The sequence below is a fragment of the Comamonas sp. E6 genome, from assembly GCF_001010305.1.
In the GTDB taxonomy this organism is placed as follows: domain Bacteria; phylum Pseudomonadota; class Gammaproteobacteria; order Burkholderiales; family Burkholderiaceae_C; genus Comamonas; species Comamonas thiooxydans.
Window position 1 is genome coordinate 141629 of the sequence record NZ_BBXH01000014.1, and the last position, 25797, is coordinate 167425.

23 protein-coding genes and 2 tRNA genes are annotated in these 25797 nt (G+C 61.1%); 17 read left to right on the forward strand and 8 right to left on the reverse strand.

The window, feature by feature from the left end:
• Nucleotides 1–85 precede the first annotated feature (85 nt).
• The 3 genes from CSE6_RS13630 to CSE6_RS13640 all read right to left on the reverse strand — a co-directional run bounded on the left by CSE6_RS13630 (nt 86) and on the right by CSE6_RS13640 (nt 2226).
• On the reverse strand, nt 86–595 hold the full coding sequence (locus tag CSE6_RS13630; RefSeq protein ID WP_059440743.1) for a universal stress protein: 510 nt from the start codon (nt 593–595) through the stop codon (nt 86–88).
• Nucleotides 592–1566, reverse strand: coding sequence for a TerC family protein (locus CSE6_RS13635; RefSeq protein ID WP_059440744.1), 975 nt, complete (start codon nt 1564–1566; stop codon nt 592–594). The genes CSE6_RS13630 and CSE6_RS13635 overlap by 4 nt, the downstream gene beginning before the upstream one ends.
• Nucleotides 1567–1713: 147 nt before the next feature.
• Nucleotides 1714–2226, reverse strand: coding sequence for a universal stress protein (locus CSE6_RS13640; RefSeq protein ID WP_041744318.1), 513 nt, complete (start codon nt 2224–2226; stop codon nt 1714–1716).
• A 197-nt stretch (nt 2227–2423) separates the two neighbouring features.
• On the opposite strand from CSE6_RS13640, the gene CSE6_RS13645 reads away from it, so the two are divergent.
• The 3 genes from CSE6_RS13645 (at nt 2424) to CSE6_RS13655 (ending at nt 5891) form a co-directional block, all read left to right on the forward strand.
• The gene (locus CSE6_RS13645; RefSeq protein ID WP_034357761.1) at nt 2424–3308 is read left to right on the forward strand and encodes a LysR family transcriptional regulator; all 885 of its coding nucleotides are present in this window, start codon (nt 2424–2426) and stop codon (nt 3306–3308) included.
• A 203-nt stretch (nt 3309–3511) separates the two neighbouring features.
• Nucleotides 3512–5077 carry a sensor domain-containing diguanylate cyclase gene (locus tag CSE6_RS13650; RefSeq protein WP_059440745.1) on the forward strand — a complete coding sequence of 522 codons (1566 nt, stop codon included), beginning with the start codon at nt 3512–3514 and terminating at the stop codon, nt 5075–5077.
• A 445-nt stretch (nt 5078–5522) separates the two neighbouring features.
• On the forward strand, nt 5523–5891 hold the full coding sequence (locus CSE6_RS13655; RefSeq protein ID WP_003071059.1) for a DUF1428 domain-containing protein: 369 nt from the start codon (nt 5523–5525) through the stop codon (nt 5889–5891).
• A 629-nt stretch (nt 5892–6520) separates the two neighbouring features.
• On the opposite strand, the gene ychF is transcribed toward CSE6_RS13655, so the two are convergent.
• From ychF to CSE6_RS13670, 3 genes are all read right to left on the reverse strand, one after another.
• A complete protein-coding gene (gene ychF / locus CSE6_RS13660; protein ID WP_003071057.1) occupies nt 6521–7618 on the reverse strand; it encodes a redox-regulated ATPase YchF in 1098 nt (365 codons plus the stop codon).
• A 274-nt stretch (nt 7619–7892) separates the two neighbouring features.
• Nucleotides 7893–8216 (reverse strand): hypothetical protein, encoded by a 324-nt coding sequence (locus CSE6_RS13665; RefSeq protein ID WP_039049797.1) that lies wholly within the window; start codon nt 8214–8216, stop codon nt 7893–7895.
• A gap of 107 nt (nt 8217–8323) precedes the next feature.
• On the reverse strand, nt 8324–9211 hold the full coding sequence (locus tag CSE6_RS13670; RefSeq protein ID WP_059440746.1) for an MOSC domain-containing protein: 888 nt from the start codon (nt 9209–9211) through the stop codon (nt 8324–8326).
• 164 nt (nt 9212–9375) lie between these two features.
• On the opposite strand from CSE6_RS13670, the gene CSE6_RS13675 reads away from it, so the two are divergent.
• The 7 genes from CSE6_RS13675 (at nt 9376) to CSE6_RS13705 (ending at nt 16028) form a co-directional block, all read left to right on the forward strand.
• Complete coding sequence (locus CSE6_RS13675; protein WP_012839786.1) at nt 9376–10503, forward strand: FAD-dependent monooxygenase; 1128 nt, start codon at nt 9376–9378, stop codon at nt 10501–10503.
• 128 nt (nt 10504–10631) lie between these two features.
• Nucleotides 10632–11339 (forward strand): DsbC family protein, encoded by a 708-nt coding sequence (locus CSE6_RS13680; protein ID WP_003071046.1) that lies wholly within the window; start codon nt 10632–10634, stop codon nt 11337–11339.
• A gap of 94 nt (nt 11340–11433) precedes the next feature.
• The gene (locus tag CSE6_RS13685) at nt 11434–13251 is read left to right on the forward strand and encodes a M61 family metallopeptidase (protein WP_059440747.1); all 1818 of its coding nucleotides are present in this window, start codon (nt 11434–11436) and stop codon (nt 13249–13251) included.
• Between the two features lie 96 nt (nt 13252–13347).
• Nucleotides 13348–14127 (forward strand): enoyl-CoA hydratase, encoded by a 780-nt coding sequence (locus tag CSE6_RS13690; RefSeq protein WP_059440748.1) that lies wholly within the window; start codon nt 13348–13350, stop codon nt 14125–14127.
• 73 nt (nt 14128–14200) lie between these two features.
• Nucleotides 14201–14277: transfer RNA gene (locus CSE6_RS13695), tRNA-Met, on the forward strand.
• 129 nt (nt 14278–14406) lie between these two features.
• Nucleotides 14407–14483 (forward strand) — tRNA-Met (locus CSE6_RS13700).
• A gap of 375 nt (nt 14484–14858) precedes the next feature.
• The gene (locus tag CSE6_RS13705; protein ID WP_193751125.1) at nt 14859–16028 is read left to right on the forward strand and encodes an MFS transporter; all 1170 of its coding nucleotides are present in this window, start codon (nt 14859–14861) and stop codon (nt 16026–16028) included.
• A 156-nt stretch (nt 16029–16184) separates the two neighbouring features.
• Here CSE6_RS13705 and CSE6_RS13710 read toward each other — a convergent pair whose 3' ends face one another.
• On the reverse strand, nt 16185–17090 hold the full coding sequence (locus CSE6_RS13710; RefSeq protein ID WP_039049803.1) for a LysR family transcriptional regulator: 906 nt from the start codon (nt 17088–17090) through the stop codon (nt 16185–16187).
• 111 nt (nt 17091–17201) lie between these two features.
• Between CSE6_RS13710 and mdlC the strand changes: the two genes are divergently transcribed.
• The 4 genes from mdlC (at nt 17202) to CSE6_RS13730 (ending at nt 21910) form a co-directional block, all read left to right on the forward strand.
• Complete coding sequence (mdlC, locus tag CSE6_RS13715; protein ID WP_083994735.1) at nt 17202–18818, forward strand: benzoylformate decarboxylase; 1617 nt, start codon at nt 17202–17204, stop codon at nt 18816–18818.
• Nucleotides 18819–18846: 28 nt separating this feature from the next.
• Nucleotides 18847–19788, forward strand: coding sequence for a ketopantoate reductase family protein (locus CSE6_RS13720; protein WP_059440750.1), 942 nt, complete (start codon nt 18847–18849; stop codon nt 19786–19788).
• Between the two features lie 103 nt (nt 19789–19891).
• A complete protein-coding gene (locus CSE6_RS13725) occupies nt 19892–20863 on the forward strand; it encodes a tripartite tricarboxylate transporter substrate binding protein (protein WP_059440751.1) in 972 nt (323 codons plus the stop codon).
• A 30-nt stretch (nt 20864–20893) separates the two neighbouring features.
• Complete coding sequence (locus CSE6_RS13730; RefSeq protein WP_012839795.1) at nt 20894–21910, forward strand: tripartite tricarboxylate transporter substrate binding protein; 1017 nt, start codon at nt 20894–20896, stop codon at nt 21908–21910.
• Between the two features lie 164 nt (nt 21911–22074).
• Here CSE6_RS13730 and CSE6_RS13735 read toward each other — a convergent pair whose 3' ends face one another.
• The gene (locus tag CSE6_RS13735) at nt 22075–22947 is read right to left on the reverse strand and encodes a TOBE domain-containing protein (protein WP_083994733.1); all 873 of its coding nucleotides are present in this window, start codon (nt 22945–22947) and stop codon (nt 22075–22077) included.
• Nucleotides 22948–23044: 97 nt separating this feature from the next.
• Between CSE6_RS13735 and modA the strand changes: the two genes are divergently transcribed.
• The 3 genes from modA to modC all read left to right on the forward strand — a co-directional run bounded on the left by modA (nt 23045) and on the right by modC (nt 25783).
• A complete protein-coding gene (gene modA, locus CSE6_RS13740) occupies nt 23045–23839 on the forward strand; it encodes a molybdate ABC transporter substrate-binding protein (RefSeq protein ID WP_122974442.1) in 795 nt (264 codons plus the stop codon).
• A gap of 181 nt (nt 23840–24020) precedes the next feature.
• Entirely contained in the window at nt 24021–24701 is a 681-nt protein-coding gene (gene modB / locus CSE6_RS13745; protein ID WP_034381301.1) for a molybdate ABC transporter permease subunit, read from the forward strand.
• Nucleotides 24698–25783 (forward strand): molybdenum ABC transporter ATP-binding protein, encoded by a 1086-nt coding sequence (modC, locus tag CSE6_RS13750; protein WP_034381304.1) that lies wholly within the window; start codon nt 24698–24700, stop codon nt 25781–25783. Before modB ends, modC begins: the two co-directional genes overlap by 4 nt.
• Nucleotides 25784–25797: the final 14 nt, after the last annotated feature.

Genomic DNA, 25797 nt, shown 5'->3' on the forward strand with positions numbered 1-25797 from the left:
CAAGCATCGCCGGTCCGCTGAATGCGTCAGCTCGGCGCGAATGCAGACAGTCTGTTGCGTCGGCCAACTCCATGTAGATATTGACTCAACGCACGATCAAAACCGGCATCCGTGCCAAGCGCAAGACTTTGCAAGTCACAGACCCGAGCAGTACGGCTTCTGTTGCCGTTAGCCCGTGGGAGCCGATGCAAAGACCGAAGCAGCCAAGAGATTCAGCCAAACCCACGATCGCGATTGCATCATCACCCATGACGACGTGAAGATGCCAGGGGATAAGGGTAGCTGATTCTGCGAGCGCTCGGCGCGCCCTGGCCGTGGCTGCCCAGCCGTATCGACCCAACTCTGTCTCCGCCGCCTCTTTGCTCAACCAGGGTTGCACATTCACGAGGTCAAGCATGCTGCCTTGCCCCATTTCCACCAAACGCGCACCAACGACAACAGCACGCGAAGAGCATGCAGAGCCGTCCACTGCCACCAGCCAACGTTCGCCGCCGGTGTTTGCACAACTGCATTCGCCTTTCCACGTCAATGAAATCAGCCTGCCAAGGCTATCGCGCCGCTCGAGATCAGGCGCAGGCATCGCTGCATCGCTCATAGAACACTCCTTGAAGATTTTCGGCCTGAGAGCTTCACGCTAAGCAGCACGGAAATCAGGACAATCGAGCCAACAATGAGTAGCGACCAATGCACGGGCATATGAAACCAGGGCATCATCAGCATCTTGCCTCCGATATAGATCAGTACCAGAGCAAGGCCGTACTTGAGCAGGTGAAAGCGTTCGGCCATGTCGGCCAGCAGGAAGTACAGCGCCCTCAAACCCAGTATCGCGAAGATATTGGATGTAAAAACGATAAATGGGTCGGTGGTGACAGCGAAGATGGCCGGAATACTATCCACGGCAAAGACCAGGTCACTCGCTTCAATCATCAGAAGCACCAAGAACATTGGTGTTGCATGAAGCAATCCATCGATGCGTACGAAAAACGACTGGCCGTGAAAGCCTGACGCTATACGCATGTGGCAGCGCAACCAGCGTAGCAGTGGATTCTTTTCCAGATCGGGCTTTTGCTCGGCCATGATCAACATCTTGCCGCCCGTGACCACGAGCAGCAGCCCAAAAACGTAGAGCACCCACTCAAACTCGGAAACGAGCCAGATTCCGCCAAGAATCATTGCTGCCCGCATCACGATCGCTCCCAGAACTCCATACAGCAGCACGCGTCGCTGCAACTCTGGCGGGACAGCGAAGTAGGTGAAGATCATGACGAAGACGAACATGTTGTCTACCGACAATGCCTGCTCGATGAGGTAGCCGGTAAAGAATTCAAGTGCCTTGCGATTGGCAATTTCACGACCTGCGGTAGCGTCCAGATACCACCATAACAACGCGCCGAATGTGGTGGCAAGAGCCATCCAGGTGGCAGTCCAGCTTGCAGCCTCCTTGGCCGATACGCGGTGAGCCTTGTTTCCTCCGAGGACAAATAGATCCAGGCCCAGCATGATGAGCACAAAGACAATGAAGCCGACCCACATCGGGCCAGTTGCCAAGGTTTCGATGTTGTGCATGAAATGGCCTCAAGCGTTTGCTTCTTTTGCCTTGAGATACTGCTTGCACCATGGGCCGCTGACATGCCCCGGCCAACCGCAGAGACAAGGCGAAGCAACGGTGTAGCAAGGGCAGTGCGAGCGGCTCTCAACGTCGCTGTCGAGCTCTTAACTGGAAGCCATCCATAGAGCCACAATGCCCGCTCCGGCACCGACTCCCGCTGGAATACCAATGCGCTCCAGTTTCGAGGCAGGCTCACCCGGGATCACCTCTACAGGCACGCTGGTTCGCTCCAGCACCTGATTCGTCACTGAATTCTCGATAAGACGCACCAAGGAACTCTTGCGTGCCGTACTCATGACAATCAGGTCGCAATGGAGCCTGCGCGCCACATCCACGATGCAGTCAACCTTGTTGCCGACTTCCGAGTGGACAGCATATGGAATCCCGGCGGCGTCCAGCATTCGTCGAGTAGTCAAGAGCGCCGACTCCGTCTGCTCGTGGTGAAACTCCATCCTGTCACTCCTGCTTGAGTAATCGGTGATGAGTTTCGAGAATGGCGGCTGCACGTTCAGGAGATGAATCTCCAGATCTTCGCTCTTCCTGAACTCGTCGATCACGTGACGTATTGCAAACAACGAATTGGCTGATCCGTCTGACGGGACAAGAACTCTCAGCATGGTGCTTCTCCTTTGAGGTGAGCTGCTTGGTGCAGTGGCTCACCTGAGTGAAACCTCGTTCAAAGACCGCTTGCGCCTTCTGATTCGAAGGTTCTCTGCCGAGCACTTCTCCTGGCCCTGGACAACACCAACGATAGCGATGCAGCAATTTAATAAAAGCAGATAATTCGGAAGCAATAGCTCCGAAAAGCCGAACAATGAGCCCTGGCTTCAGTTACAGGCACCTTTACTATTTTTGGGTTGTCGCCAAAGAAGGAGGCATGGCCCGTGCTGCCGAGCGCCTGGGCATGGCTGTACAAACTGTGAGCACCCAAGTTCGTGAGCTGGAGCGGTCACTGGGCTATGCACTGCTCAAACCTGCAGGGCGAGGCGTTGTCCTGACAGACGCAGGACTTGCCGCCATGCGACAGGCAGAGCAAATCTTCCAGCTAGGGGAACAGCTGCCTGCGGTAGTGCGTGACGCAGTGGGCATGCCGACCATGCGTTTGATCGTCGGTATCGCCGACGAGTTGCCCGAGCTGGCGGTGCGAAGCCTGATGCAACCTGTGATGCAGGAACCCCATCTTCGACTTTTGTGCTTGGTTGACGAATTCGAGGATTTGCTGGGTGACCTGGCTTTGCATCGACTTGATGTCGTTCTTGCCGACCGGGCCGCTCCTCCAAACCCCAACCTCAAGGTCTATAGCCACTCTCTGGGCTCATCCCCATTGGCCTGGTACGCACCTGCATCCTTGTTTGCGGCAGCTCGGCAAGACTTTCCGCAATCTCTGGCCAAAGTTCCCGTACTTCTGCCAACGGCCCATGCGGCAGTGCGCGCAAGGCTTGATCAGTGGTTTGAACGTGAATCCATCAAACCGCATGTCATAGGCGAGTTCGAGGACAGTGCATTGCTCAAGACGTTTGGAGCAGCTGGCATGGGTGTCTTTCCAATGGCCAGCTTGGTTCACGAAGACTTGACGACCCGATATGAGGTGAAACGTTTGGGCGATTGCGAGGGTGTGGAGGAACACTTCTTCGCGATTGGTGCAAGCAGGAAGGTACTACACCCGCTGGTGCAAAAGCTATTTTCGACAAGAGGCTAGATTTCCTCGTGAAGCAAGCGTTCAGCACTATCGGCGAATCGAGGTGTGGTGAAGCTCGCCCCTGCGATCACAAACCGTCTATGGCCGAAATCCCCAAGAGCCATCAAAGCAGACTGTTGTGAAATGTGAAAAAAGCGCTGTGCTGACTTATTCAAGCACAATCTTTACAAGCTCGATATCACCAGTGCAGGTGCTTAGACAATATGAAATCAACTCATTGGTTTGCTATTGATCGTAGTCACTTCTCCAGCATCTCCTATGCAATGCTCTTCGTGGCTGGAGCAATTGCGCTCTCGATGGCGGCGATATGCGCGGCTGCTCTTTATCAAAGTCGGCTGGACACGATGAAGCACGCGGTGGAGACATCGCGTAATGTGGCTCTTCTCGCTGAAAATGATGTGGTTCGAAATCTCGAACTCTATTCGCTGTCATTGCAGGCCGTGATTGATGGATTGAACGATCCCGAAGTGATGGCGGCATCGCCACATCTGCGCGAAGTTGCCTTGTTCGACAAAGCTGCGACTGCATCCTATTTGGGATCAATTCTGATCTTGGATACCGAGGGAAACATTGCCATCGATGCACAAAAAATCAACCCGGGCAATGTCAACTTATCTGGCCATGATTTCTTCACCGTGCATCGAGAAAATTCAGCCAAGGGACTCTATGTGGGAGATCCATACGCATCACCGCTGCATGACGGCGCCCTGAGCATTCCCCTGAGCCGTCGGATTTCCCATGCAGACGGCTCTTTCGCAGGCGTAGTGCTGATCGATGTCCAGCTTGAATATTTCAGAAAACTATTTTCCGGGCTATCGCTGGGTGAGAATGGATCGCTCGCATTGATAAGAAAAGATGGTGCGATGATGATGCGCCAACCCTTTGATGCCAAGGTCATAGGGCGCAATATACGAAACGCAAGCACATTCAAGCGGTTCATTGCTGAACCTGAGGGCAGCTTTTCAGATACCTCCTACCTCGATGGCACTCATCGCCTGTACTACTTCAAGAATCTTCCGAGCTTGCCGTTCATTATCATGGTCGCGAAAGCGCACTCCGATATTTTCACGGCTTGGCGAAAACGTGCACTGATCATTGCCTGTCTGATGGGGGTGCTCACAGCAGCCTTTATCGGCTTGTCCTTTGCTTTCGTGACACAGCTCCAGCGACGAATACATGCCGAGTCGGAGCTGGCTCTGCTAGCTCGTACCGATGGGCTGACGGGCTTGAACAACCGCCGCAGACTCGACGAAATGCTGGATCAGGAATGGCACAGGGCCAGACGAAACCATAGTATTTTTTCATTGCTATTCGTCGACATTGACAGGTTCAAGGTCTACAACGACACATACGGACACCAAGCTGGGGATGACGTCATCGCAACCATAGCCCAATGCATTGGTGACAATATTCGCAGGCCTGGAGATATCGCAGCTCGTTACGGAGGCGAGGAGTTCATCGTTGTTTTGCCGGATACGTCTATAGAGGGCGCTTCATGCCTTGCAGAAAGCATCCGCGCCGCCGTTTCGCAACTCTCTGTTGAGCACTCCGGAAGCGAATTCGGCTACATCACCGTCAGCATTGGTTGTGCGGCATGGGAGCCAGAACACGATGCAGATGTAGCCTCGGTGATCCGTTCGGCCGACGAGGCGCTGTACAAGGCCAAGACGACAGGTCGCAACAAAGTTGTTGTATTCACCAAAAGTCCGACACAGCGAGCAGCAGACTTTCGGGACACAACGAAAAGCCATAGCCAGTCCCTGATCTGACTCCGTCATGGAGGCGGCACCGGCGCTGATGTTCGATGAGCACAAGAAAGAATGACGAAAGGTTGCAACGCCGCTCGACAATGTCTGCGTTGCCCTGGCAGCAGCAAAGGCTGCAACGGATCTTGCCGACGGCCAGAAGCTGTCTGTCACAAACTTCAGCTTCTGCGCTGCTGAGCTGCATTACGATCAACGCGAAAACTGCCACTACGTTCCCAGCGAACCACTCGACTGACATCGAGTTGAGGAGCAGGCTGCATGTGCATTGGCTGCTCAGGTTCCCGGTCGCCACAGGCAATGTTGAAAGGCCATGCTCAGCCTGATTGCTGGAGCGTGATCTGCGCGCTCAAGGGGTCCAGGCTGAGAGCACTGCTGCCACCGGCCCTGCGGGCATTGTGAGTGCGGCGCCAGCTCCGCATCTAACGGTCAATTCAGCAGGAGTGAAGAGATGTCATATATCGATGGTTTCGTGATCGCTGTCCCCACTGCCAACAAGCAGAAGTTCATAGAGCACGCGCGCAAGCTCGACCCGATATTCATCGAGCTGGGCGCAATCAGGGTGATCGAGGCTTGGGGAGATGACGTCCCCGATGGCAAAGTTACCGACTTCCGCCGCTCGGTTCAGGCCACGGCCGAGGAGACAGTTGCTTTTTCATGGGTCGAATGGCCGGACAAGGCCACGCGCGACGCAGCCATGAAGAAGATGATGGAAGACCCACGCATGGACCCATCCGCCCCCGGCAACCCGCCCATGCCCTTCGACGGCAAGCGCATGATCTTTGGGGGTTTCGAGCAAGTCGTCGAAGTGAAGCCCTGAGGTCTGATATTCAGCTCATTGAGCTGTCAGGTTCAAGCCCAGGCGACATCACCCTCTCACCAGTTGCTTGATGCAATGCAGCCTGGTCTCCACCTAGCTGCGCCGGTGATCCCCGCACCAGCCCTGGCTAGCCTGCGTCCAGAGCGCCTGCATGCTGCAGTCGCTCTCATCGCGATGCACAAAGACATCGCCTTTGCGCATCCGGGCATTCTCTCTCGGGCGAGTGATGGGTGTGGCGGGGCGACATGCAGAGGGCTGTGCGTCATGAGCTCCACAAGCCGTGATGGTCAACCGCTACTCATCGCCGTGGGTTGTGCCTGCAATTGCGGCGGTACCGCCGCCCCGGGAATTTGAGTCCGGTGGACTCAGCAAGCAGAAGCAGCCCGCCCTCGCTGGATGGATGCACCGCCTGCCGATACCGGCTATCGCCGCCTCCGGCACAAAGCCGGAGCTGAGCGCTGCCTTGTACTGCGTCCCGTTGGTGCTCGATAGCGGGGCTGGACTGCGGCCGCGACACTGATTGATTCAACAATGCCGCCGCAAGCATCTGCCGGTTGCACCCTTCGGTGACGATGACACCTGGGCACACATGGACATCCATATGTGGCCAGGGTGCATGTCAATCGTACTTATTTGGGGGAGAACAGGAAGTTCATCACATCGCCGTCCCTGACGATGTACTCCTTGCCTTCGGCGCGCATCTTGCCGGCATCCTTGGCACCCTGCTCGCCCTTGAAAGCGACGAAGTCTTCAAAGGCAATGGTCTGGGCACGAATGAAACCGCGCTCGAAGTCACCGTGAATCACACCCGCAGCCTGGGGAGCCGTAGCGCCGACACGCACAGTCCAGGCTCGCACTTCCTTTTCACCGGCGGTGAAATAGGTCTGCAGGCCCAGCAGCTTGAAGCCAGCACGAATCAGGCGATTCAGGCCAGGCTCTTCCAGACCCAGCTCCTGCAGGAACATATCGCGGTCTTCGTCTTCCATCTCGGCCATCTCGGCCTCGATCTTGGCGCAGATGGCGACCACGGGTGCGCCCTGAGCTTCTGCATATTCCTTGAGGCGATCCAGAAAAGGATTGTTTTCAAAGCCGTCTTCGGACACGTTGCCCACAAACATGGCGGGCTTGGCAGTGATCAGGCAGAAAGGCTTGAGCAGGGGCGCATCTTCCTTGGACACCGACACCACACGGGCGGGCTTGCCTTCATTCAGGGCGGCCTGAATGGGAGTCAGCAGTGCCACCAGCTTGGCGGCTTCCTTGTCGTTACCGGACTTGGCGGCCTTGCTGTAGCGATTCAAAGCCTTTTCCACCGTGGCCAGATCGGCCAGGCACAGCTCGGTCTGGATGACTTCGATGTCGGAAATCGGGTCCACCTTGCCCGCCACGTGAATCACGTTGGGATCTTCAAAGCAGCGCACCACGTTGACGATGGCATCGGTTTCGCGGATATGGGCCAGGAACTGGTTGCCCAGTCCTTCGCCCTTGGAAGCACCAGCCACCAGGCCGGCGATGTCCACGAATTCCACGATAGCGGGAACGATGCGCTCGGGCTTGACGACCTCGGAGAGCTGATCCAGACGCGGATCGGGCACTTCCACCACGCCGGTGTTGGGCTCGATCGTGCAGAAGGGATAGTTCTCGGCGGCGATGCCGGCCTTGGTCAGGGCGTTGAAAAGAGTGGACTTGCCCACGTTGGGCAGGCCCACGATGCCGCATTTGAGGCTCATGGAAATTCCTTATGTATCAATGCACTATCGAGCACCACACCCATGTGGCGGAAGTGCCCGATCCGCATCGTCGCGAATCCGGTTCTTTTGAAGCGTGACCCATAGGCACTCTGTTCACCCAGAGTTTCGTCCCGGTTTGGCCACGGAAAGCCCCCGATTGTAATGACCCGGCAATCTCTGCTCATCTGCGGTAGATTGCGCCGCGGTTCCGGCCAGAAAGCAAAAAAGCCTGCGCAAAGACAGGCTTGGGAGAAAAAGTCCGGGAAATGTCGGATCAATCAGCGGTCAACGCCGGCGAACTCTGTCGCATGGGGCCAAACAGTTGCTCCAGCCCGGCGGTCTCCTCCAGCCGTCGGAACTGGGATTGCGGACTGCACAGATATTTGGTCATGCAGGGAGTCCGACAGCTGCGCATCAAGGCGGGCACCTTCTGGGCAAACTCCAGCACCCAGTCTCCGGCCTCACAGCCAATATGGGCATGACCGTCCGGCAGACAGAAATCTCTGTCGGGGGCACGAAAAGTCAGGCGAGCGATCTTTCCGGCAAAAGCACTGCTGCCGGTGAGAACCACGAAATCGCCAGATTTGAATTCAGCCATGCCGCCCTCCCCTCGTTGCTGCTGCCAATGGCCTTATTGGACACTGGTTCTGCTGCATCACTATTACAGGGATGCCCCAAGTCTTTGAGGGTCAAAGGCCTACACCCTCAATCAAAGCGCAGATTGCCCGCCAGTTGCTGGCCCACAGCCAGCTCTGCTGCAGCATCCGCAACGTCCGGCAGACCCAGCACTATGGCATTCATACCAAAAGTAATAGCACCATCCACACGCGGATCCTGGCGATAACTGTAAATTGAATCTCCCACTGCCGTGCCGGGTACGGCGGTGTCGGGGTCTATATCGGGAATCGGGCAGCGCGTACAGGGCTTGCAAGGCAGCAGGCTCAGACCGGGCAACTGGGGCAGATCCAGCTGCTCCACACGATCTTCATCATGGGCTTCGATATCGGCAATCACGATATTCGCACGAAAGCGCCGCGCATCGACGGCAGCCTCGCCGGCCTGCGTCAGCCGCTGATTGAGCTCGTCCACGGCCGACTGGCTGAGCAGCAGCAAAGGGTAGCCGTCGGCAAAATGCACTGGAGCGTCGCCATCGCCCACCCAGCGTTCGCTGGCCCGGCGAGGTTGCGAATTATCAAAGCGCACCAGATGGCAGTCCTGCGCCAGAGCCCGGCTCAGCCAGCTGCGTGCAGGCGCGGCCCATTCGCCGAGGTTCCAGGCATCGACCGTATCCTTCCAGACCCGCGCACGGCATTTGCTGCCCTGTACCAGCAAAGGAATCTGCAAGCTGTCCATGCCCGTAAAATGCAGCAGCAAGTATTCGTCCGTAATCTCGGGCCTGATCAGCGCCATGCGCGGATGACTGCGCTGGGTCAAGAAATCGCCATTGGCATCGACCACCATCCAGTGCCTGTCCCATTGCAGGCCATGGCGCGAAAGCGCGGCCTTCGGCACGGCAATACCGGCGCAGGATTTGACGGGGTAGATCCACAGTTCGGCAATCCGGCCCTGCACGTCATAGGCGGTGTCGGTCATCACATCTCCTTCGATTACGGATTCATCTTTCATTTTGCCCTCTAGTCCCTGCTTGACCTGCACAGCCCGCTATCAACAACATAGTTGGCTGCAGTCGACGACCGCATGGCATGAGGTTTCCTCTATGGACGCAGGCCCTGTCCGCGCCTCCTACAATGCCGGACATGGCGCAAACCTTTGATGTATGTATTCGTGGAGCCGGCATTGTGGGCCGGACCTTGGCTCTTTTGCTGGCGCGTGAGCGTCTGCGTGTCGCGCTGGTGGCGCCGCCACAGCCTCGATCCCCGCAACAAAAGGATGTGCGCGCCTATGCGCTCAATGCCAGTTCCAGGGCCGTGCTGCAGTCGTTGCGCTGCTGGCCTGACGACGAGGATGCCACACCCGTGGTCGGCATGCAGGTGTTTGGCGATCTGGACGGCCAGGTCCAGTTCGATGCAGCTTCTCAGGAAGTGCCGGCACTGGCCTGGATCGTCGATGTCCCCGCGCTGGAGCAGCGCCTGGCCGAGGCCGTGCGCTATCAACCCCAGGTGGAAATCGTCAAGGAGCCGGTGGAAGCCGCACTCACCGCCGTCTGCGAAGGCCGCTCCAGCAGCACGCGTACCGAATTCGGCGTGGAGTTCTCCGTCACGCCCTACTCCCAGCACGCCATTGCCACCCGGTTGAGCTGTGAGCTGCCGCATGGCGGCATTGCACGCCAGTGGTTCACGCCGGAAGGGATCCTGGCCTTTCTACCCATGGGCGGTCCCGACGGTCACGAAGTGGCCGTTGTCTGGTCGCTGGAGCAATCGCTGGTGCCTGACTGGCTGGAAAGCGACGAAGAAAGTTTTACCACTCGCCTGCAGTCCATCAGCCAGGATGCGCTGGGCCAGCTGGAGCTGGTGGCCGAGCGCGCCACCTGGCCTCTGCAACAGGCCGTGGCTGACCGCTGGTGCGGACCGCTGGACAGGAACAGTCAACAAAGCTGGGTGCTGGCGGGTGACGCCGCCCACAACGTCCACCCGCTGGCCGGCCAGGGTCTGAACCTGGGCCTGGGCGATGTGCAGACTCTGGCACGCATCCTTCAGGAGCGCGACTACTGGCGCAGCCCCGCCGACCTGAAGCTGCTGCGCCAGTACGAGCGTGAGCGCAAGGCATCTCTGGCCCCCATGGGCCTGGCCATGGACGGGCTGCAGCAGCTGTTTGCCCGTCCCGAAGTGCCTGTGCAGATGCTGCGCAACTGGGGCATGAAAGGCTTTGAGCGCAGCGGCCTGCTCAAGTCCTGGATGGCCAAGCAGGCCATGGGTCTGCTCTGAGAAGACGGCTCAGGGAACCCTTGACTCAGTCCGTACTCCAAGCAACAGCCCTGCCGTCCATGCATAGTGGATGGCAGCCGACCTCATTCTTTCCACGCTGCAGCGCGCTGCAGCCCACGACATCTTCCATGAAACTTGTTGCCTGCCTGCTGGCCACCGCCAGCCTGACCTTCGGCCTGAGCGTGCATGCCCAGGATGCCAACCTCAAGAAGACGCTGACCGAGCGCATTCCCCAGCTCGAGAAAATCGACGAGGTGCGCTCCACCCCCATGAGCGGCCTGTACGAAGTACGCGTGGGCACGGACATCTTCTACACCGATGCCAAGGGCAACTATCTGATTCAAGGCGAGCTCATCGACACCAAGGCGCGCCGCAATCTGACCGAAGACCGCATGACCCAGCTCACGGCCGTGGACTTCAAACAGTTGCCCATCAAGGACGCCATCACCATCGTGCATGGCAAGGGCGAGCGCAAGATGGCCGTGTTTGAAGACCCGAACTGCGGCTACTGCAAGCGCTTCGAAAAAGACCTGCAAAGCGTGGACAACGTCACCATCTACCTCTTCCTCTACCCCATCCTGAGCCCGGACTCGGCCGAGAAGTCGCGCAATATCTGGTGCGCCAAGGATCAGGCCAAGGCCTGGCATGAGCAGATGCTGAACAGCAAGAACGCACCAGCCGCCCAGTGCGACCCCGCCGCCATCCAGCGCAATCTGGCTTTCGGCCGCAAGTACAAGATCACCGGCACGCCCACCGTGATTTTTTCCAACAATGTGCGTGTGCCCGGCGCCATCTCGGCTGCCGAGGTCGAAAAGCACCTCGCCGCCGCCAAGTAATCCCTGTCTTATTGCCGGAGCAGCGTGCATCTGATGAAGTTTCAGGCACGCTGCGATAGGTTCGCATGCTCCGGCCCGCATTTCTGGAGCTGCCATGATCTCTGCCCCCAATGCCTCCGGCATTCGCCCCGACATCCACTTTGCCGTGCAGGCCAGCGCGGTGGAAGCCCATCTTTTCGATGTGGAGCTGCATATCGCCCAGCCTGCGGCACAGCAGTTGCTGTCGCTGCCGGTGTGGATTCCGGGCAGCTATCTGGTGCGCGAGTTCTCCAAGAATCTGCAGGGCTTGAAGGCCACGCAGAACGGTGAGCCCGTGACCGTGCAACAGCTCAGCAAGAATCAATGGAAAATCGCCTGTAACGCTGATTCAGCATGCGTTATCAGCTATCAGGTTTGCGCTTATGACACCTCGGTGCGCACCGCCTGGCTGGATCGCCGGCGTGGCTTCTTCAACGGTACCAGCCTGTGCCTGCGCGTGCATGGTCAGGAAGAGCGCCCCCATGCACTGGAGCTGCTCGGCAGCCCCGCCACGCAGGACTGGCAGGTGGCCACCGGCCTGACGCCCGCGCAAATCGATGCCAACGGCTTCGGCCTCTACACGGCAGCCCATTACGACGAGCTGGTGGACTGCCCCGTGGAGATGGGCCGGTTCTGGCGCGGCAGCTTTGTGGCCGGAGGCGTGCCCCACGAGTTCGTGGTGGCCGGTGCTGCGCCCAGCTTTGATGGCGAGCGCCTGCTCGCCGATACGAAAAAGATCTGCGAGGCCGAGATCGCCTTCTGGCACGCCGACGGCAGCCAGCCGCCCATGGATCGCTATGTCTTCATGCTCAATGTGGTGGATGACAACTATGGCGGCCTCGAGCACCGCAACAGCACGGCACTGATCTGCGGCCGCCGCGATCTGCCGCGCAAGGGTGAGGCCAAGGCCGGCGAGGGCTATAACACCTTGCTGGGCCTGATCAGCCACGAGTACTTCCACACCTGGAACGTCAAGCGCCTGCGCCCGGCCGAACTGGCCCGCTACGACTACGAGCAGGAGAACTACACCGAGCTGCTGTGGTTCTTTGAAGGCTTCACCAGCTACTACGACGATCTGTTCCTGCGCCGTGCCGGACTGCTGGACAACAGCCAGTACCTCAAGCTCGTCACGCGCACCATCAACCAGGTGCTGCAGACGCCGGGCCGCCTGGTGCAGTCCGTGGCCGAGGCCAGCTTCGACGCCTGGGTCAAGTACTACCGCCAGGACGAGAACACCGCCAATCACACGGTCAGCTACTACACCAAGGGCTCGCTGGTCGCTCTGTGCCTCGATCTGGCCCTGCGCGCCAACGGCAAGAGCAGCCTGGACGATGTGATGCGCGGCCTGTGGCGCAGCAGTGAAGGTGGCCCCATCAGCGAAGCCGATGTACTGACCGTGGTCAGCGAAGTGGGCAACCCCGAGATTGCCGGACAGCTGCAAACCTGGGTACATTCCACCGAGGACCTGCCGCTGCGCGAGCTGCTGGCCCTGCATGGCATCAAGAGCAAGGCCGAGCCCGCACAGCTGGCACAGAAACTGGGTCTGCGTGTCCAGGAAAACCACAGCGTGCAGATCAAGACCGTGCTGCGCGGCGGCGCTGCCGAGCAGGCCGGCATGATGGCTGGAGACGAGTGGCTGGCCGTCGAGGCCGATGGTCAGCGCTGGCGCATCAGCAAACTGGACGATGTGCAGCTGTACGCGGCCGGCTCCAATCAGCTCACGGCCTGGGTAGCACGCGACCAGCAGATTCTGCAGCTGACGCTGAACCCGGGCGGCCTGCTCGCCAAAGCCGCCAGCGAGGATGCAGATAGCGCCAGCCCCATCAACAATCTGGGGCTGGAAATCAGCGACAAGGCCGCCGCAGAGCGCTGGCTGACGGGCATTGCGGCCTGAGCCCGGCCCCAAAGTGGCGCTGCAGCGCGACAGCTGGCAGCCAGACTCAGCGGTTATTCTTGGCAGCAGCCATTCATTCTTTAGCAGGAGACAAACTTGGCCTACGAAACCATCGAAGTCCGCGTGGAAGCGGACAAAGTCGGCGTCATCACGCTGAACCGTCCCAAGCAGCTCAATGCCCTGAACGACCAGCTCATGGACGAACTGGGCGATGCGCTCAGGAAGTTCGATGCCGACAAAAGCATTGGCTGCATGATCATTACCGGCAGCGAACGCGCCTTTGCCGCCGGTGCCGACATCGGTGCCATGGCCAAGTACAGCTTTGCCGACGCCTATGGCGGCGACTACATCACGCGCAACTGGGAAACCATTCGCAGCATCCGCAAGCCCGTGATTGCCGCCGTCAGCGGCTTTGCCCTGGGCGGCGGCTGCGAGCTGGCGATGATGTGCGACTTCATCATCGCTGCCGATAACGCCAAGTTCGGCCAGCCCGAGATCAAGCTGGGCGTGATTCCCGGTGCCGGCGGCACGCAGCGCCTGCCCCGCGCCGTGGGCAAATCCAAGGCCATGGACATGGCTTTGACCGCCCGCATGATGGATGCCATCGAGGCCGAGCGCGCCGGCCTGGTCAGCCGCGTCGTGCCTTTTGACAAGCTCATGGAAGAAGCTCTGGGTGCGGCCATCATCATCAGCGGCTTCTCCCAGCTGGCCGTGATGGCTGCCAAGGAATCCGTGAACCGTGCATTCGAGAGCGGCCTGTCCGATGGCTTGATGTTCGAGCGCCGCCTGTTCCATGCCCTGTTTGCCACCCAGGACCAGAAGGAAGGCATGGACGCGTTTGTGAACAAGCGCCCCGCCAACTTCACCCATCAGTAAGCACCAGATTTTTCGCAAGAAATTTCAGCGAACCACTTGAAGCAGCCATTTTTTGCATATAATCGCTGTCTTCGGTCGTATAGCTCAGTTGGTTAGAGCGCAGCATTCATAATGCTGATGTCGTAGGTTCAAGTCCCACTACGACCACCAAACAGAAAACCGCAGTGCTTGCAAAAGCACTGCGGTTTTTTCTTTCTCCCAGCGACCGCGGCAGGCTGCACACAAAAAATCCCAACTTGGCTGCCAAGGCAATTTCTTCCTATACAATTGCGGGCTGTCGGTCGTATAGCTCAGTTGGTTAGAGCGCAGCATTCATAATGCTGATGTCGCAGGTTCGAGTCCCGCTACGACCACCAAATACAAGCCCCAGTTGCTCACGCAGCTGGGGCTTTTCGCTTTTTACAGAGGCGACATGGCGCCGCACTGCCCTTTCTGCCCTGCAGAAATCAGCGCAGATCGCTCCGCCATGCTCCAGCCGCTCAAACCTCCCCTTCAAGGACTTTTTTCGTGCCCGTTGCACCCCAAGGATGCCGCACGCACGCTGCGTGCCCGCGCGCTGGTCTTGCGCCCAGCGAGGGCCGGCTTTTTTCTGCAAAAGCCGGCCTGCAGGCACCCCAAGTCCGTCTTCGCTCAAGGACTCCCCCGTGACCACACCAACCACAGGCGCCGTGGCAGGCATAGCCGCGCCCGCCGCTCCAACAGAAGTCAACGGATACAGCTGGAAAGCACTCATGGGCTCGGCCGTCGGCTACGCCATGGACGGCTTTGACCTGCTGATTCTGGGCTTCATGCTCTCGGCCATCTCCAAGGACCTGAACCTCACGCCCGGCCAGGCCGGCTCTCTCGTGACCTGGACCTTGATCGGCGCCGTCTTCGGCGGCATCGTCTTCGGCATGCTCAGCGACAAATACGGCCGCATCCGCGTGCTGACCTGGACGATCGTGCTGTTTGCCGTCTTTACCGGCCTGTGCGCTTTTGCACAAGGCTATTGGGACTTGCTGATCTACCGCACCATCGCCGGCATCGGCCTGGGCGGCGAGTTCGGCATCGGCATGGCACTGGCCGCCGAGGCCTGGCCCGCACGCCATCGCGCACGCGTCTCGTCCTATGTGGCTCTGGGTTGGCAACTGGGCGTGCTGGGCGCAGCCATGCTGACCCCGCTGCTGCTGCCCTCCATCGGCTGGCGCGGCATGTTTCTGGTCGGCGTGATTCCTGCTGTCGTGGCCTGGGTCATCCGCAACAAGCTGCATGAGCCCGAAGTTTTCGTGGCACGCAGCAAGAAGGAGCAGCCCTCGGCCATGCAATGCCTGAAACTGCTGATGAAGGACAAGGCCACGCGCAAGATCAGCCTGGGCGTGATCGTACTGACCTCGGTACAGAACTTCGGCTACTACGGCATCATGATCTGGATGCCCAGCTTTCTGTCCAAGCAGATGGGCTTCAGCCTGACCAAGTCGTCCATGTGGACGGCCGTCACCATCGTCGGCATGTCGCTGGGTATCTGGGTCTTCGGCCAGCTGGCCGACCGCATCGGCCGCAAGCCCACTTTCCTGATCTTCCAGCTCGGCTCCGTGATCTCGGTGCTGGCCTATTCCCAGCTCACCGATGCCACGGCCATGCTGTGGGTGGGAGCCATCATGGGTCTGTGCGTCAACGGCATGATGGGCGGCTATGGCGCCGTCATCAGCGAAGCCTATCCCACCGAGGCCCGCGCCACGGCTCAGAACGTGCTGTTCAACATCGGCCGCGCCGTCGGCGGCCTGGGCCCGGTCGTCATCGGTGCGCTGGCCATGGCCTACTCTTTCCAGGTGGCCATTGCGCTGCTGGCCGCCATCTATGTGCTGGACATGCTGGCCACGGTCTTTCTGATTCCCGAGCTCAAGGGCAAGGAACTTCATTAAAGATAGCTGCCATCGCAGACCCATCAAGCGTCAGAGCCTTAAAGCCTGGCGCTTTTTTATTGCCGCTGAGTCAGCCCAAGGCAACAAGCCTCCGCTGGGGCGCCCGACGCAGGGGCAGCGGCCACACGAAGCGGGCATGTGTGGGGGCCGAGCACCTTATCTGCGCTGCCCGAACACTTCGCTGACCAATGCCCGCAGCCACTGGTTCGCGGGCTCCTGCGCAAAGCGCCAGCTCCAGTGCAAAGAGACATCGAAAGCACTCTCTGGCAGATCGGCCTGCAGCACCACATATCCGCCCTGTGCTTCAAAGGTCTCGGCAATCTCGGCGGGCATGATGACGGCCAGATCCGTCTGATGCACGATGGAAGGCACGGCCATGAAGTGGGCCGCCGACAGCCGCACCTGATCCTGCAACTCGAGCTTGCGCAGAATGCGCAGCGTCTCGGAATGCGAGCGCACGGCCACATAGTCGAGCCCGCGCAAATGTTCAGCGCTCAGTCTCTCGGCCTTCAAATCCTTGAGCACCGGATGCCCCTGACGCAGCAACAGGGCGTAGTGGTCGGACAGCAGCACCTTCTGCTGCGTGCCCGTCACACCAGGCAGAAAGCCGATGGCGATATCCAGCGAGCCGCGATCCAGGGCATCGGCAATCTCGCCCATGGGCATGGGCAGGGTTTCGAGCTGCACATGGGGCGCCCGGCCTCTCAAGGCCTGCATCAGCGGTGGCAGGAAACGCGCCTCGCCAATATCGCTGAGGTGAATGCGAAAGCACTGATTCGCCTGCAAGGGATCAAAACTGTGTGCCTCTGCCAAGGCCACCTCCAGCGTTGCCAGCGCAGTTCTTACCGCCTGAGCCAGCCGCTCGGCACGCGGCGTGGGGCGTACGCCCCCGTGCATGCGTTCGAACAGCGGATCGCCCAGCAAATGGCGCAGCCGCGTCACCGCCTGACTGGCTGCGGGCTGGGAAAGACCCAGCTCCTGCGAAGCGCGGCTGACGCTGCCGTGGCGGAACACCGCATCGAAAACACGCAAGAGATTGAGATCCAGACCTGATATATCCATTAAACGAATATCTCTTAGATGATTTATTCAATTGCTGGAAATTATCTCCAAAGGCAGGATTGATGCCAACAGTGCCAAGGCCCGATGCCAGCCCGATCCAAGGAGAATTTTTTGCCCGCCAACACCGCCCCCAATGCCCAGGCCGCCGAGGTCTTCACCGTGCGCCACGCCGTCATCAACATGCTGCGCGAGCTGGGCATGACGCGCATCTTCGGCAACCCGGGCTCCACCGAGCTGCCCTTGTTTCGCGACTATCCCGAAGACTTCTCATACATCCTCGGCCTGCAGGAAACCGTGGTCGTGGGAATGGCAGACGGCTATGCCCAGGCCACGCGCAATGCCAGCTTCGTGAACCTGCATTCGGCCGCCGGCGTGGGCCACGCCATGGCCAATATCTTCACGGCCTTCAAGAACCGCACGCCCATGGTCATCACGGCCGGCCAGCAGACGCGCTCGCTGCTGCAGTTCGACCCCTTCCTGCATTCCAACCAGGCCGCCGAGCTGCCCAAGCCCTATGTGAAGTGGAGCTGCGAACCCGCGCGTGCCGAGGACGTGCCCCAGGCCCTGGCGCGGGCCTACTACATTGCCATGCAGGAGCCGCGCGGCCCGGTCTTCGTCTCCATTCCCGCCGATGACTGGGATGTGCCCTGCGAGCCCATCACGCTGCGCAAAGTCGGCTTCGAGACCCGACCCGACCCACGCCTGCTGGACAGCATAGGCCAGGCGCTGGAGAGTGCGCGCACACCGGCCTTCGTGGTCGGAGCGGCCGTGGACCGCAGCCAGGCCTTCGAGGCCGTCCAGGCCCTGGCCGAACGCCACCAGGCGCGCGTCTATGTGGCGCCCATGAGCGGACGCTGCGGCTTCCCCGAGGACCATGCGCTGTTCGGAGGCTTCCTGCCCGCCATGCGCGAGCGCATCGTGGACAGGCTTTCGGGCCATGACGTGGTCTTCGTCATCGGCGCACCTGCCTTCACCTACCACGTCGAAGGCCACGGCCCCTTCATCGCCGAAGGCACGCAACTCTTCCAGCTCATCGAGGACCCCGCCATCGCCGCCTGGGCCCCTGTTGGCGACGCGGCCGTGGGCAATATCCGCATGGGCGTGCAGGAGCTGCTGGCCCGCCCCCTGACGCATCCGCGCCCCGCGCTCCAGCCCCGGCCCGCCATACCGGCGCCGGCGGCACCCGAGCCAGGCGAGCTGATGAGCGATGCCTTCCTCATGCACACACTGGCCCAGGTGCGATCGCGCGACAGCATCATCGTCGAGGAGGCGCCTGGCTCGCGCTCCATCATCCAGGCCCATCTGCCCATCTACGCTACCGAGACCTTCTTCACCATGTGCAGCGGCGGGCTGGGCCACAGCCTGCCTGCTTCCGTAGGCATCGCGCTGGCCAAGCCCGACAAGAAAGTCATAGGCGTCATCGGCGACGGCTCGGCCATGTACGCCATCCAGGCCCTGTGGAGCGCAGCCCATCTGAAGCTGCCGGTCACCTACATCATTGTCAAGAACCGCCGCTACGCTGCCCTGCAGGATTTCTCCAGGGTGTTCGGCTACCGCGAGGGCGAGAAGGTCGAGGGAACGGACCTGCCCGACATCGACTTCGTGGCCTTGGCCAAGGGCCAGGGCTGCGACGGCGTGCGCGTCACCGAAGCCGCCCAACTGCCCCGGGTTCTGCGGGACGCCCTGCGCAGCCCGCGCGCCACTCTGGTCGAAGTCGAGGTCGCCTGACCCGGCCCCGAGCTCTCGGAGACAAGACATGCACAACACACAAGAGTCGCGAGCGGCCACCGTCGGCATCCTGGGAGCGGGGGCCATGGGCACCCTGTTCGGCACCCGGCTGGCCCGGGCCGGCATCCCCGTCACGCTGGTGGATGTCAACGCGCAGCTGCTCCAGGCCATACGCGAGCACGGCGTGCACTGCGAGACCGACCAGGGTCCGCTGCACGCCGGCGTTCAGGCCCTGCAGGCCCATGAGCTGACGCAACCGCCCGCGCGCTGGCTGATCTTCACCAAGGCCGCCCATACCCAGGCCGCGCTGCAAAGCATTGCCCACCTGATAGGGCCCGAGACCCTGCTGCTCAGCCTGCAAAACGGCATAGGACATATCGAGACCCTGCACGGATTTGCCGACTCCCAGCAGATCGCCGTGGGTGTGACGACATGGCCGGCCCGGTTGCTGGCTCCCGGAAAAGTGAGTTCGCTGGGCAGCGGCAAGATCCGCTTCATGCCGCGCACCGGGCAGGCGGACGCCAGGTTCCAGGAATTCTGCGACGACCTCAACCGCGCCGGACTGCATTGCGAGATCGATCCCGAGGTCGAAACCGCCATCTGGGAGAAGCTGGCCTTCAATGCAGCCTTCAACGGCCTGTGCGGCATCACTCGCCAGACCGTTGACGGACTGGCCAGCCCTCTGGGCCGCAGCCTGATCCACGAAGTCCTGGACGAGGTCGTTGCCGTAGCTGCGGCCAACGGCATCGCCGTGGACGCCCTGCGCATCCGGGCCACGGTGGAGGACGCCCTGAACCATCATGTGGGACACCAGCCATCGCTGCTGCAGGACCTGCTGGCGGGGCGCCCCACCGAGACCGACTCCATCCACGGCGCGGTGGTGCGCGCGGGCGAGCGGCATGGCATTGCCACGCCCATGACACGCACCCTGCACCGGCTCATCAGCATGGCACAGCAGCGCACGCCATAGGCCCAGGACTCGGCGAAAACGCATCAAAGGCTCGGGAAAGACAGCCAAACAAAGAGAAAGACAGCATGGCCCGGGCCCACGGATTCAACAACAAGGAGACAACATGCGCAGAACCTTTCTCAAAGCCGGAGCTGCTTGCGGTGTACAGCTCATGCTGGGTGCGGCCCACGCCCAGCAGGCGTCCGCCAGACCCATGGAGTGGGTGGTCGGCTTTGCAGCGGGCGGCGGCTCGGATGCTGTGGCTCGCGGCGTAGCCGAGGCCTGGGCCAAGCCCATCCATCGCAACATCGTGGTGATCAACAAGCCGGGGGCCGGCACCAACATCGCCGCAGAATATGCGGCGCGCTCGCGCGACTATGGCAACCTGGTCTTCACCGCCGACTTCGCCACCCTGGCCGCCAACCCGCATCTGTTCCCCAAGCTGGCCTACAACGCCGAACAGGACTTCGTCCCCATCAGCCTGCTGGCGCGCTTTCCGCTGCTGCTGGTCGTCAACAACGAATTGCCGGTGCGCAGCTTCCAGGAGTTCGCGGCCTGGGCCAAGGCCAACCCCGACAAGCTCAGCTATGGATCTCCCGGGCTGGGCACCCCGCATCACCTGGCCACCGAACTGCTGGCCCAGAAGATGGGCGTGAAGATGACCCACGCGCCCTACCGCGGCGCCGGCCCGGCCATGCTGGATGTGATCGGCGGCCAGATTCCCTTCATGCTGGTGGACAGCGCCGCAGGCCTGCCCCACATCAACACGGGCAAGGTCCGCGCCATCGGCGTGGCCAGCGCGCAGCGACTCAAAAGCCTGCCCCGCACGCCCACGCTCATCGAGCAGGGCGTGGCCGGCTTCGAGGCATTCGCCTGGCAGGGCCTGGTCGCCCCCAGGGGCACGGATGACGCCACCATCCAGATGTGGTCCAGGACGCTGCAGGAAACCCTGAAGACGCCGGCCGTGCAGGCCCGCTTCGAATCACTGGCCCTGGAGCCCCTGCCCAGCACTCCCGAGCAGATGCGCGAGTTCTGGCTCTCCGAGAAGAAGCGCTGGGGAGAGGTCATCAAGACCGCAGGCATCAAGCTGGACTGATCGATATCAATGACAAGCAGGAAAACGCATATGGAGACTCCCATCACTCAACGCCCTTCTGCGCACAGGCAGTTGCGCGCCCTGATCACCAAGGGCTGGGCCAGCCTGGGCATGGCGCTTTGCCTGGCACCGGCCGCCCAGGCACAGACATGGCCGGATCGCCCCATCCGCCTGATCGTGAACTTCGCCCCTGGCGGCGCCGCCGATGTGATGGGGCGCGCGATCTCTCCCACCATGAGCCAGGTGCTGGGCCAGTCCGTGGTGGTGGACAACAAGCCCGGAGCCAACGGCAATATCGGCATCAGCGAAACCGTGCGCTCTGCCAAGGACGGCTATACGCTGCTGCTTAGCAGCGGCGGCGGCATCAGCATCAATCCGCTGATCTACAGCAAGCTGCCGTTCAACCCTGAAAAGGACTTGATCCCCGTGGCGGCCGTGGCACGCGTGCATGTGTTTCTGGAAACCAACCCCAGCCTTCCCGTGAGCAATGTGCAGGACTTCATCAAGCACCTGCAGGCCAATCCGGGCAAGCTGTCCTACGGCTCGCCAGGCCCGGGCAGCTCGCCTCATCTGGCCGGTGAGATGTTCAAGCGCGCGGCCAAGGTCGATGCCAGCCATATTCCCTACAAGGGTGCCGGTCCGGCCTTGACCGATGTGCTCAGCGGTCAGCTGCAATACTGGTTCGATCCGGGCCCGGGACTCAAGCAGGTCGAGGCCGGCAAGCTCAAGCTGCTGGCCATAGGCAGCCCGCACCGCTCGCCTCTGTACCCCAAGGTACCCACGCTGGCCGAAAGCGGCCTGCCGGGCTTCGATGCCGACACACTGTTCGGCGTCTACGCGCCGGCCGGCACGCCCGCACCCGTGGTGGATGCCGTGCGCGCCAGCGTGATCAAGGCACTGGAGCAAAAAAGCGTGGTCGATGTGATCCAGGGTCTGGGCGCCACGCCCGAGCCGCGCATGAGCCGCCAGGACTTCGTGGACCACCATGCCAAGGAACGCGCCCGCTTTGCACCGCTGATCAAGGAAATCGGCTTGAAAGTGGACTAAGAAATTTCAGTTCAACGTGGGAGTCCGGTTGCCCGAAAACTCCCTTTTGACCGCCCGTCTGAAAGGACCGGCGGTCTTTTTTTGGTTTGTGCAAACAAGAATGCTCAACAGGCGTGCCTACCGACAAAACACCGAGTCAGATCCGAATTTGCGCAAGTCGTGCTTCAGTGGGAGGCCACCGCCACCACTACCGCAGACTCGGCCACCTCCAGCCAGACATTGTCATTGGCCACCAGCCCGCTCATGGCCGGCGCAAAGCCCACGATCTGAGCACCCCAGCTCAAGCGACAGATGGCTTCGTCGGAAGCCAGGCTCTCTTCCGTCACCGTGGCCGCGCCATAGGTCGCGCGCTGCACCACGGCAGGCCAGATATTGATGGGCTGCGTGGACCCAGCAGGCCGCTCCTGCCCCAGCCAGACCTTGACGGCCGTGGCCTTGCACAGTGCCAGCACCTGCACACCGGGTGCCAAACCCAGCAGCTCATAGCTTTCGGGCGTGATACGCGCGGCAATCGTCCAGTCCGAGCCTGCATCGCTTGCGGCACGCAGCCAGACACGGATCTGCCCGCCTATGGACTCAACCTTGAGCACACTGCAGGGCCACTGATTGCGCATGCTGGTCATCAGGCCCAGATTGGGCTGCCCGCCACCGGGCGTGCCGGCCTGCATGCGCTGCAGCAACTCGCTGCGCAAGCGCATCATGGCCTCGGCCGCATGCAGCAATTCTTCGCCCGCCGGCGTGATCTGTGCACCGCCGCCCCCGGCGCCGCCCACGCTGCGCTCGACCAGCGGCACGCCGGCCAGATTGGTCAAGGTATCGATGGCCTGCCAGGCCGCCTTGTAGCTCACGCCCACATCGCGCGCGGCTTGGGAGATGGAGCCGCTTTGCGCAATCCCGCGCAGGATGGCAATGCGACGGTCGGCCATCTCATAGCCCAGCGCCAGGGAAACCGAGTCGGACGACAGTGCGCCACCCGGCACTACCTCGTCGCCGGCCATATCCAATTGTTCTTGTTCGAAATTTTCTGTGTCTGACATAGACCGCCATCATGCCCTGACAGCCAATTTCCCCGCTCGACCTCAGTTGTTCATTCACGCTACACTCGCTATTCCATTAATGAATAGCGAAATTTCAATGACTCAGATCACTGCCCGCTCCACCGGTTTTTCCTTTCAACTGGCTCGCTCTGCGGCCGTGATCGGCACAGTCGTGCTGGGCCTGTGGTCTGCGCAGGCGCAGGCCGCTGAAGTGACGGTCGCCGTGGCCGCCAACTTCACCGCGCCCATGAAGAAGATTGCGGCCGAGTTCGAGAAGGATACAGGCCACAAGGCCGAGCTGTCGTTTGGCGCCACCGGCAAGTTCTACGCCCAGATCAACAACGGCGCGCCCTTCGGCATTCTGCTGGCCGCCGACGACACCACACCCGATAAGCTGGCCAAGGAAGGCAAGGGCGTGACCGATTCGCGCTTTACCTACGCCATCGGTACGCTGGTGCTGTGGAGCCCCAAGGCCGGCTATGTGGACGACAAGGGCGATGTACTCAAGAGCGGCGACTACAAGCACATCGCAATTGCCAATCCCAAGCTGGCCCCTTACGGAACAGCTGCCATGGAAGTGCTGAACAAGCTCGGCCTGAGCGCACAGGTGCAGCCCAAGGTGGTGATGGGCGAGAACATCGCCCAGACCTACCAGTTCGCTGCCACCGGCAATGCGCAGCTGGGTTTTGTGGCGCTGTCCCAGGTCATGGAGAACGGCAAGATCCGCGAGGGTTCGGCCTGGCAGGTGCCCGGCAACATGCATGAACCCATTCGCCAGGACGCCATTGTGCTCAACAGCGCCAAGGACAACGAAGCCGCTGCGGCTCTGATGAAGTACCTGCGCAGCCCCAAGGCACATGACATCATCCGCTCCTATGGCTACAGCTTCTGACGCTTGACCGGCAAATCCTGGAGCTCAAACCAATCCGCTCTACCCTTGGCGCTGCTCGGCTAAGCTGGGCGCTCCAAGGGTCTTTTTTTTCGACTTGCGCAAATTCGGATCAGACATGGTGCTTTGCCGATAGAAATGTCCGTTGTGCATGCTTGTTTGCGCAAGTCCTGTTTTTGATTCCATGCAACTGAATGCCGAAGACTACGCAGCCATCTGGCTCACGCTCAAGCTCGCGGGCGTGACTACCGTGCTGCTCATGCTGTTGTGCACGCCGCTGGCCTGGTGGCTGGCCCATACCCGTTCGCGCTGGCGCGGCCCGATCGGTGCCGTGGTGGCGCTGCCGCTGGTACTGCCGCCCACCGTCATCGGCTTTTATCTGCTGGTCACCATGGGGCCCAACGGCCCCATAGGCAAGCTCACGCAGGCCATGGGCCTGGGCAATCTGCCGTTCACCTTTGCCGGCCTCGTGGTCGGCTCGCTGATCTACTCCATGCCATTCACCGTGCAGCCGCTGCAGCGTGCCTTCGAGGCATTGGGCCCGCGCCCCATGGAGGCTGCCGCCAGCCTGGGCGCCAGTCCGCTGGACCGCTTCCTGACCGTGGCCCTGCCGCTGGCGCGTCCCGGATTCATCACTGCCGCCGTGCTGACCTTTGCCCACACCGTGGGCGAATTCGGCGTGGTGCTGATGCTGGGCGGCAACATCCCCGGCGTCACGCGCGTGGTCTCGGTACAGATTTACGACCATGTGGAAGCCATGGAGTACGGCCACGCCCATATGCTGGCGGCCGGCATGGTGGTGTTCTCCTTCATCGTGCTGCTGGCTTTGAACTGGCTGCAACCCAAAGCGGAGCGCTGCGCATGACAGCCACCAATTTCATCGCCGCACAGCTCAGGCTGAGCCGGCCGGACTTTGAACTCGATGTGGATCTGCAGCTACCCGGCCAGGGGGTCACGGCCCTGTTCGGGCCTTCGGGCTGCGGCAAGACCAGCTGTCTGCGCAGCCTCGCCGGGCTGGAGCGGGCGCAAGGTCGCGTCACCGTCAACCAGACTGTATGGCAGGACGATACCAGCCGACAATGGCTGCCCACGCACCAGCGCGCACTCGGTTATGTGTTTCAGGAGGCCAGCCTGTTTCCTCATCTGTCGGTGCAGCGCAATATCGACTACGGTCTCAAGCGCACGCCGCAGGAACGCCGCAAGGTCTCCAAGGAGCGGGCCGTGGAACTGCTGGGCATCAGCCATCTGATGGATCGCATGCCCGCCACGCTTTCGGGCGGCGAACGCCAGCGCGTGGCGATTGCAAGAGCGCTGGCCACCAGCCCCGAAGTGCTGCTCATGGACGAGCCCCTGGCCGCGCTCGACGCCCAGCGCAAGGCCGAGGTTCTGCCCTATCTGGAGCAGTTGCAGCGGCATCTGCGGATTCCCGTGATCTATGTGAGCCACTCCATGGACGAGGTTGCGCGCCTGGCCCAGCATATGGTGCTGCTCGGCGCGGGCAAGGTGCTGGCGCAGGGCTCCGTCACCGAACTGCTCTCCAGCCTCGATCTGCCGCTGGCCCATGGCGACGTGGCCTCCAGCGTGGTCCATGCCACGGTGCAGGCCCATGACGCTGCCGACCATCTGAGCACGCTGATCTTCGACGGCGGACAACTGCAGCTCGTCATGGCCAGACCGCGCGAGCCGGGCAGCACGGTGCCGCTGCGCGTGCAGGCACGCGATGTCAGCCTGAGTCTGCTCAGGCCCGAGGGCAGTAGCATTCTCAACATCCTTCCGGTGCAGGTGCTGGGCCTGCGCGAGGACGGGCCGGGGCAGGTCATGGTTTCGCTGCAGGCGGGCGGCACCCGACTGCTGGCCAGAATCACCCGGCACTCGGCCAAGGCCTTGCAACTGCAGGCCGGCATGCCGCTGTATGCACAGATCAAGGGGATGGCACTGCTGGACTGAGCGCAGCGCATCCG

Excerpts from the sequence above, each read along its gene's own strand:
- CSE6_RS13630 (WP_059440743.1), bottom strand. The coding sequence starts at position 595 with ATGAGCGATGCAGCGATGCCTGCGCCTGATCTCGAGCGGCGCGATAGC.
- CSE6_RS13635 (WP_059440744.1), bottom strand. The coding sequence starts at position 1,566 with ATGCACAACATCGAAACCTTGGCAACTGGCCCGATGTGGGTCGGCTTC.
- CSE6_RS13640 (WP_041744318.1), bottom strand. The coding sequence starts at position 2,226 with ATGCTGAGAGTTCTTGTCCCGTCAGACGGATCAGCCAATTCGTTGTTT.
- CSE6_RS13645 (WP_034357761.1), top strand. The coding sequence starts at position 2,424 with ATGAGCCCTGGCTTCAGTTACAGGCACCTTTACTATTTTTGGGTTGTC.
- CSE6_RS13650 (WP_059440745.1), top strand. The coding sequence starts at position 3,512 with ATGAAATCAACTCATTGGTTTGCTATTGATCGTAGTCACTTCTCCAGC.
- CSE6_RS13655 (WP_003071059.1), top strand. The coding sequence starts at position 5,523 with ATGTCATATATCGATGGTTTCGTGATCGCTGTCCCCACTGCCAACAAG.
- ychF (WP_003071057.1), bottom strand. The coding sequence starts at position 7,618 with ATGAGCCTCAAATGCGGCATCGTGGGCCTGCCCAACGTGGGCAAGTCC.
- CSE6_RS13665 (WP_039049797.1), bottom strand. The coding sequence starts at position 8,216 with ATGGCTGAATTCAAATCTGGCGATTTCGTGGTTCTCACCGGCAGCAGT.
- CSE6_RS13670 (WP_059440746.1), bottom strand. The coding sequence starts at position 9,211 with ATGACCGACACCGCCTATGACGTGCAGGGCCGGATTGCCGAACTGTGG.
- CSE6_RS13675 (WP_012839786.1), top strand. The coding sequence starts at position 9,376 with ATGGCGCAAACCTTTGATGTATGTATTCGTGGAGCCGGCATTGTGGGC.
- CSE6_RS13680 (WP_003071046.1), top strand. The coding sequence starts at position 10,632 with ATGAAACTTGTTGCCTGCCTGCTGGCCACCGCCAGCCTGACCTTCGGC.
- CSE6_RS13685 (WP_059440747.1), top strand. The coding sequence starts at position 11,434 with ATGATCTCTGCCCCCAATGCCTCCGGCATTCGCCCCGACATCCACTTT.
- CSE6_RS13705 (WP_193751125.1), top strand. The coding sequence starts at position 14,859 with ATGGGCTCGGCCGTCGGCTACGCCATGGACGGCTTTGACCTGCTGATT.
- CSE6_RS13710 (WP_039049803.1), bottom strand. The coding sequence starts at position 17,090 with ATGGATATATCAGGTCTGGATCTCAATCTCTTGCGTGTTTTCGATGCG.
- CSE6_RS13720 (WP_059440750.1), top strand. The coding sequence starts at position 18,847 with ATGCACAACACACAAGAGTCGCGAGCGGCCACCGTCGGCATCCTGGGA.
- CSE6_RS13725 (WP_059440751.1), top strand. The coding sequence starts at position 19,892 with ATGCGCAGAACCTTTCTCAAAGCCGGAGCTGCTTGCGGTGTACAGCTC.
- CSE6_RS13730 (WP_012839795.1), top strand. The coding sequence starts at position 20,894 with ATGGAGACTCCCATCACTCAACGCCCTTCTGCGCACAGGCAGTTGCGC.
- CSE6_RS13735 (WP_083994733.1), bottom strand. The coding sequence starts at position 22,947 with ATGTCAGACACAGAAAATTTCGAACAAGAACAATTGGATATGGCCGGC.
- modA (WP_122974442.1), top strand. The coding sequence starts at position 23,045 with ATGACTCAGATCACTGCCCGCTCCACCGGTTTTTCCTTTCAACTGGCT.
- modB (WP_034381301.1), top strand. The coding sequence starts at position 24,021 with ATGCAACTGAATGCCGAAGACTACGCAGCCATCTGGCTCACGCTCAAG.
- modC (WP_034381304.1), top strand. The coding sequence starts at position 24,698 with ATGACAGCCACCAATTTCATCGCCGCACAGCTCAGGCTGAGCCGGCCG.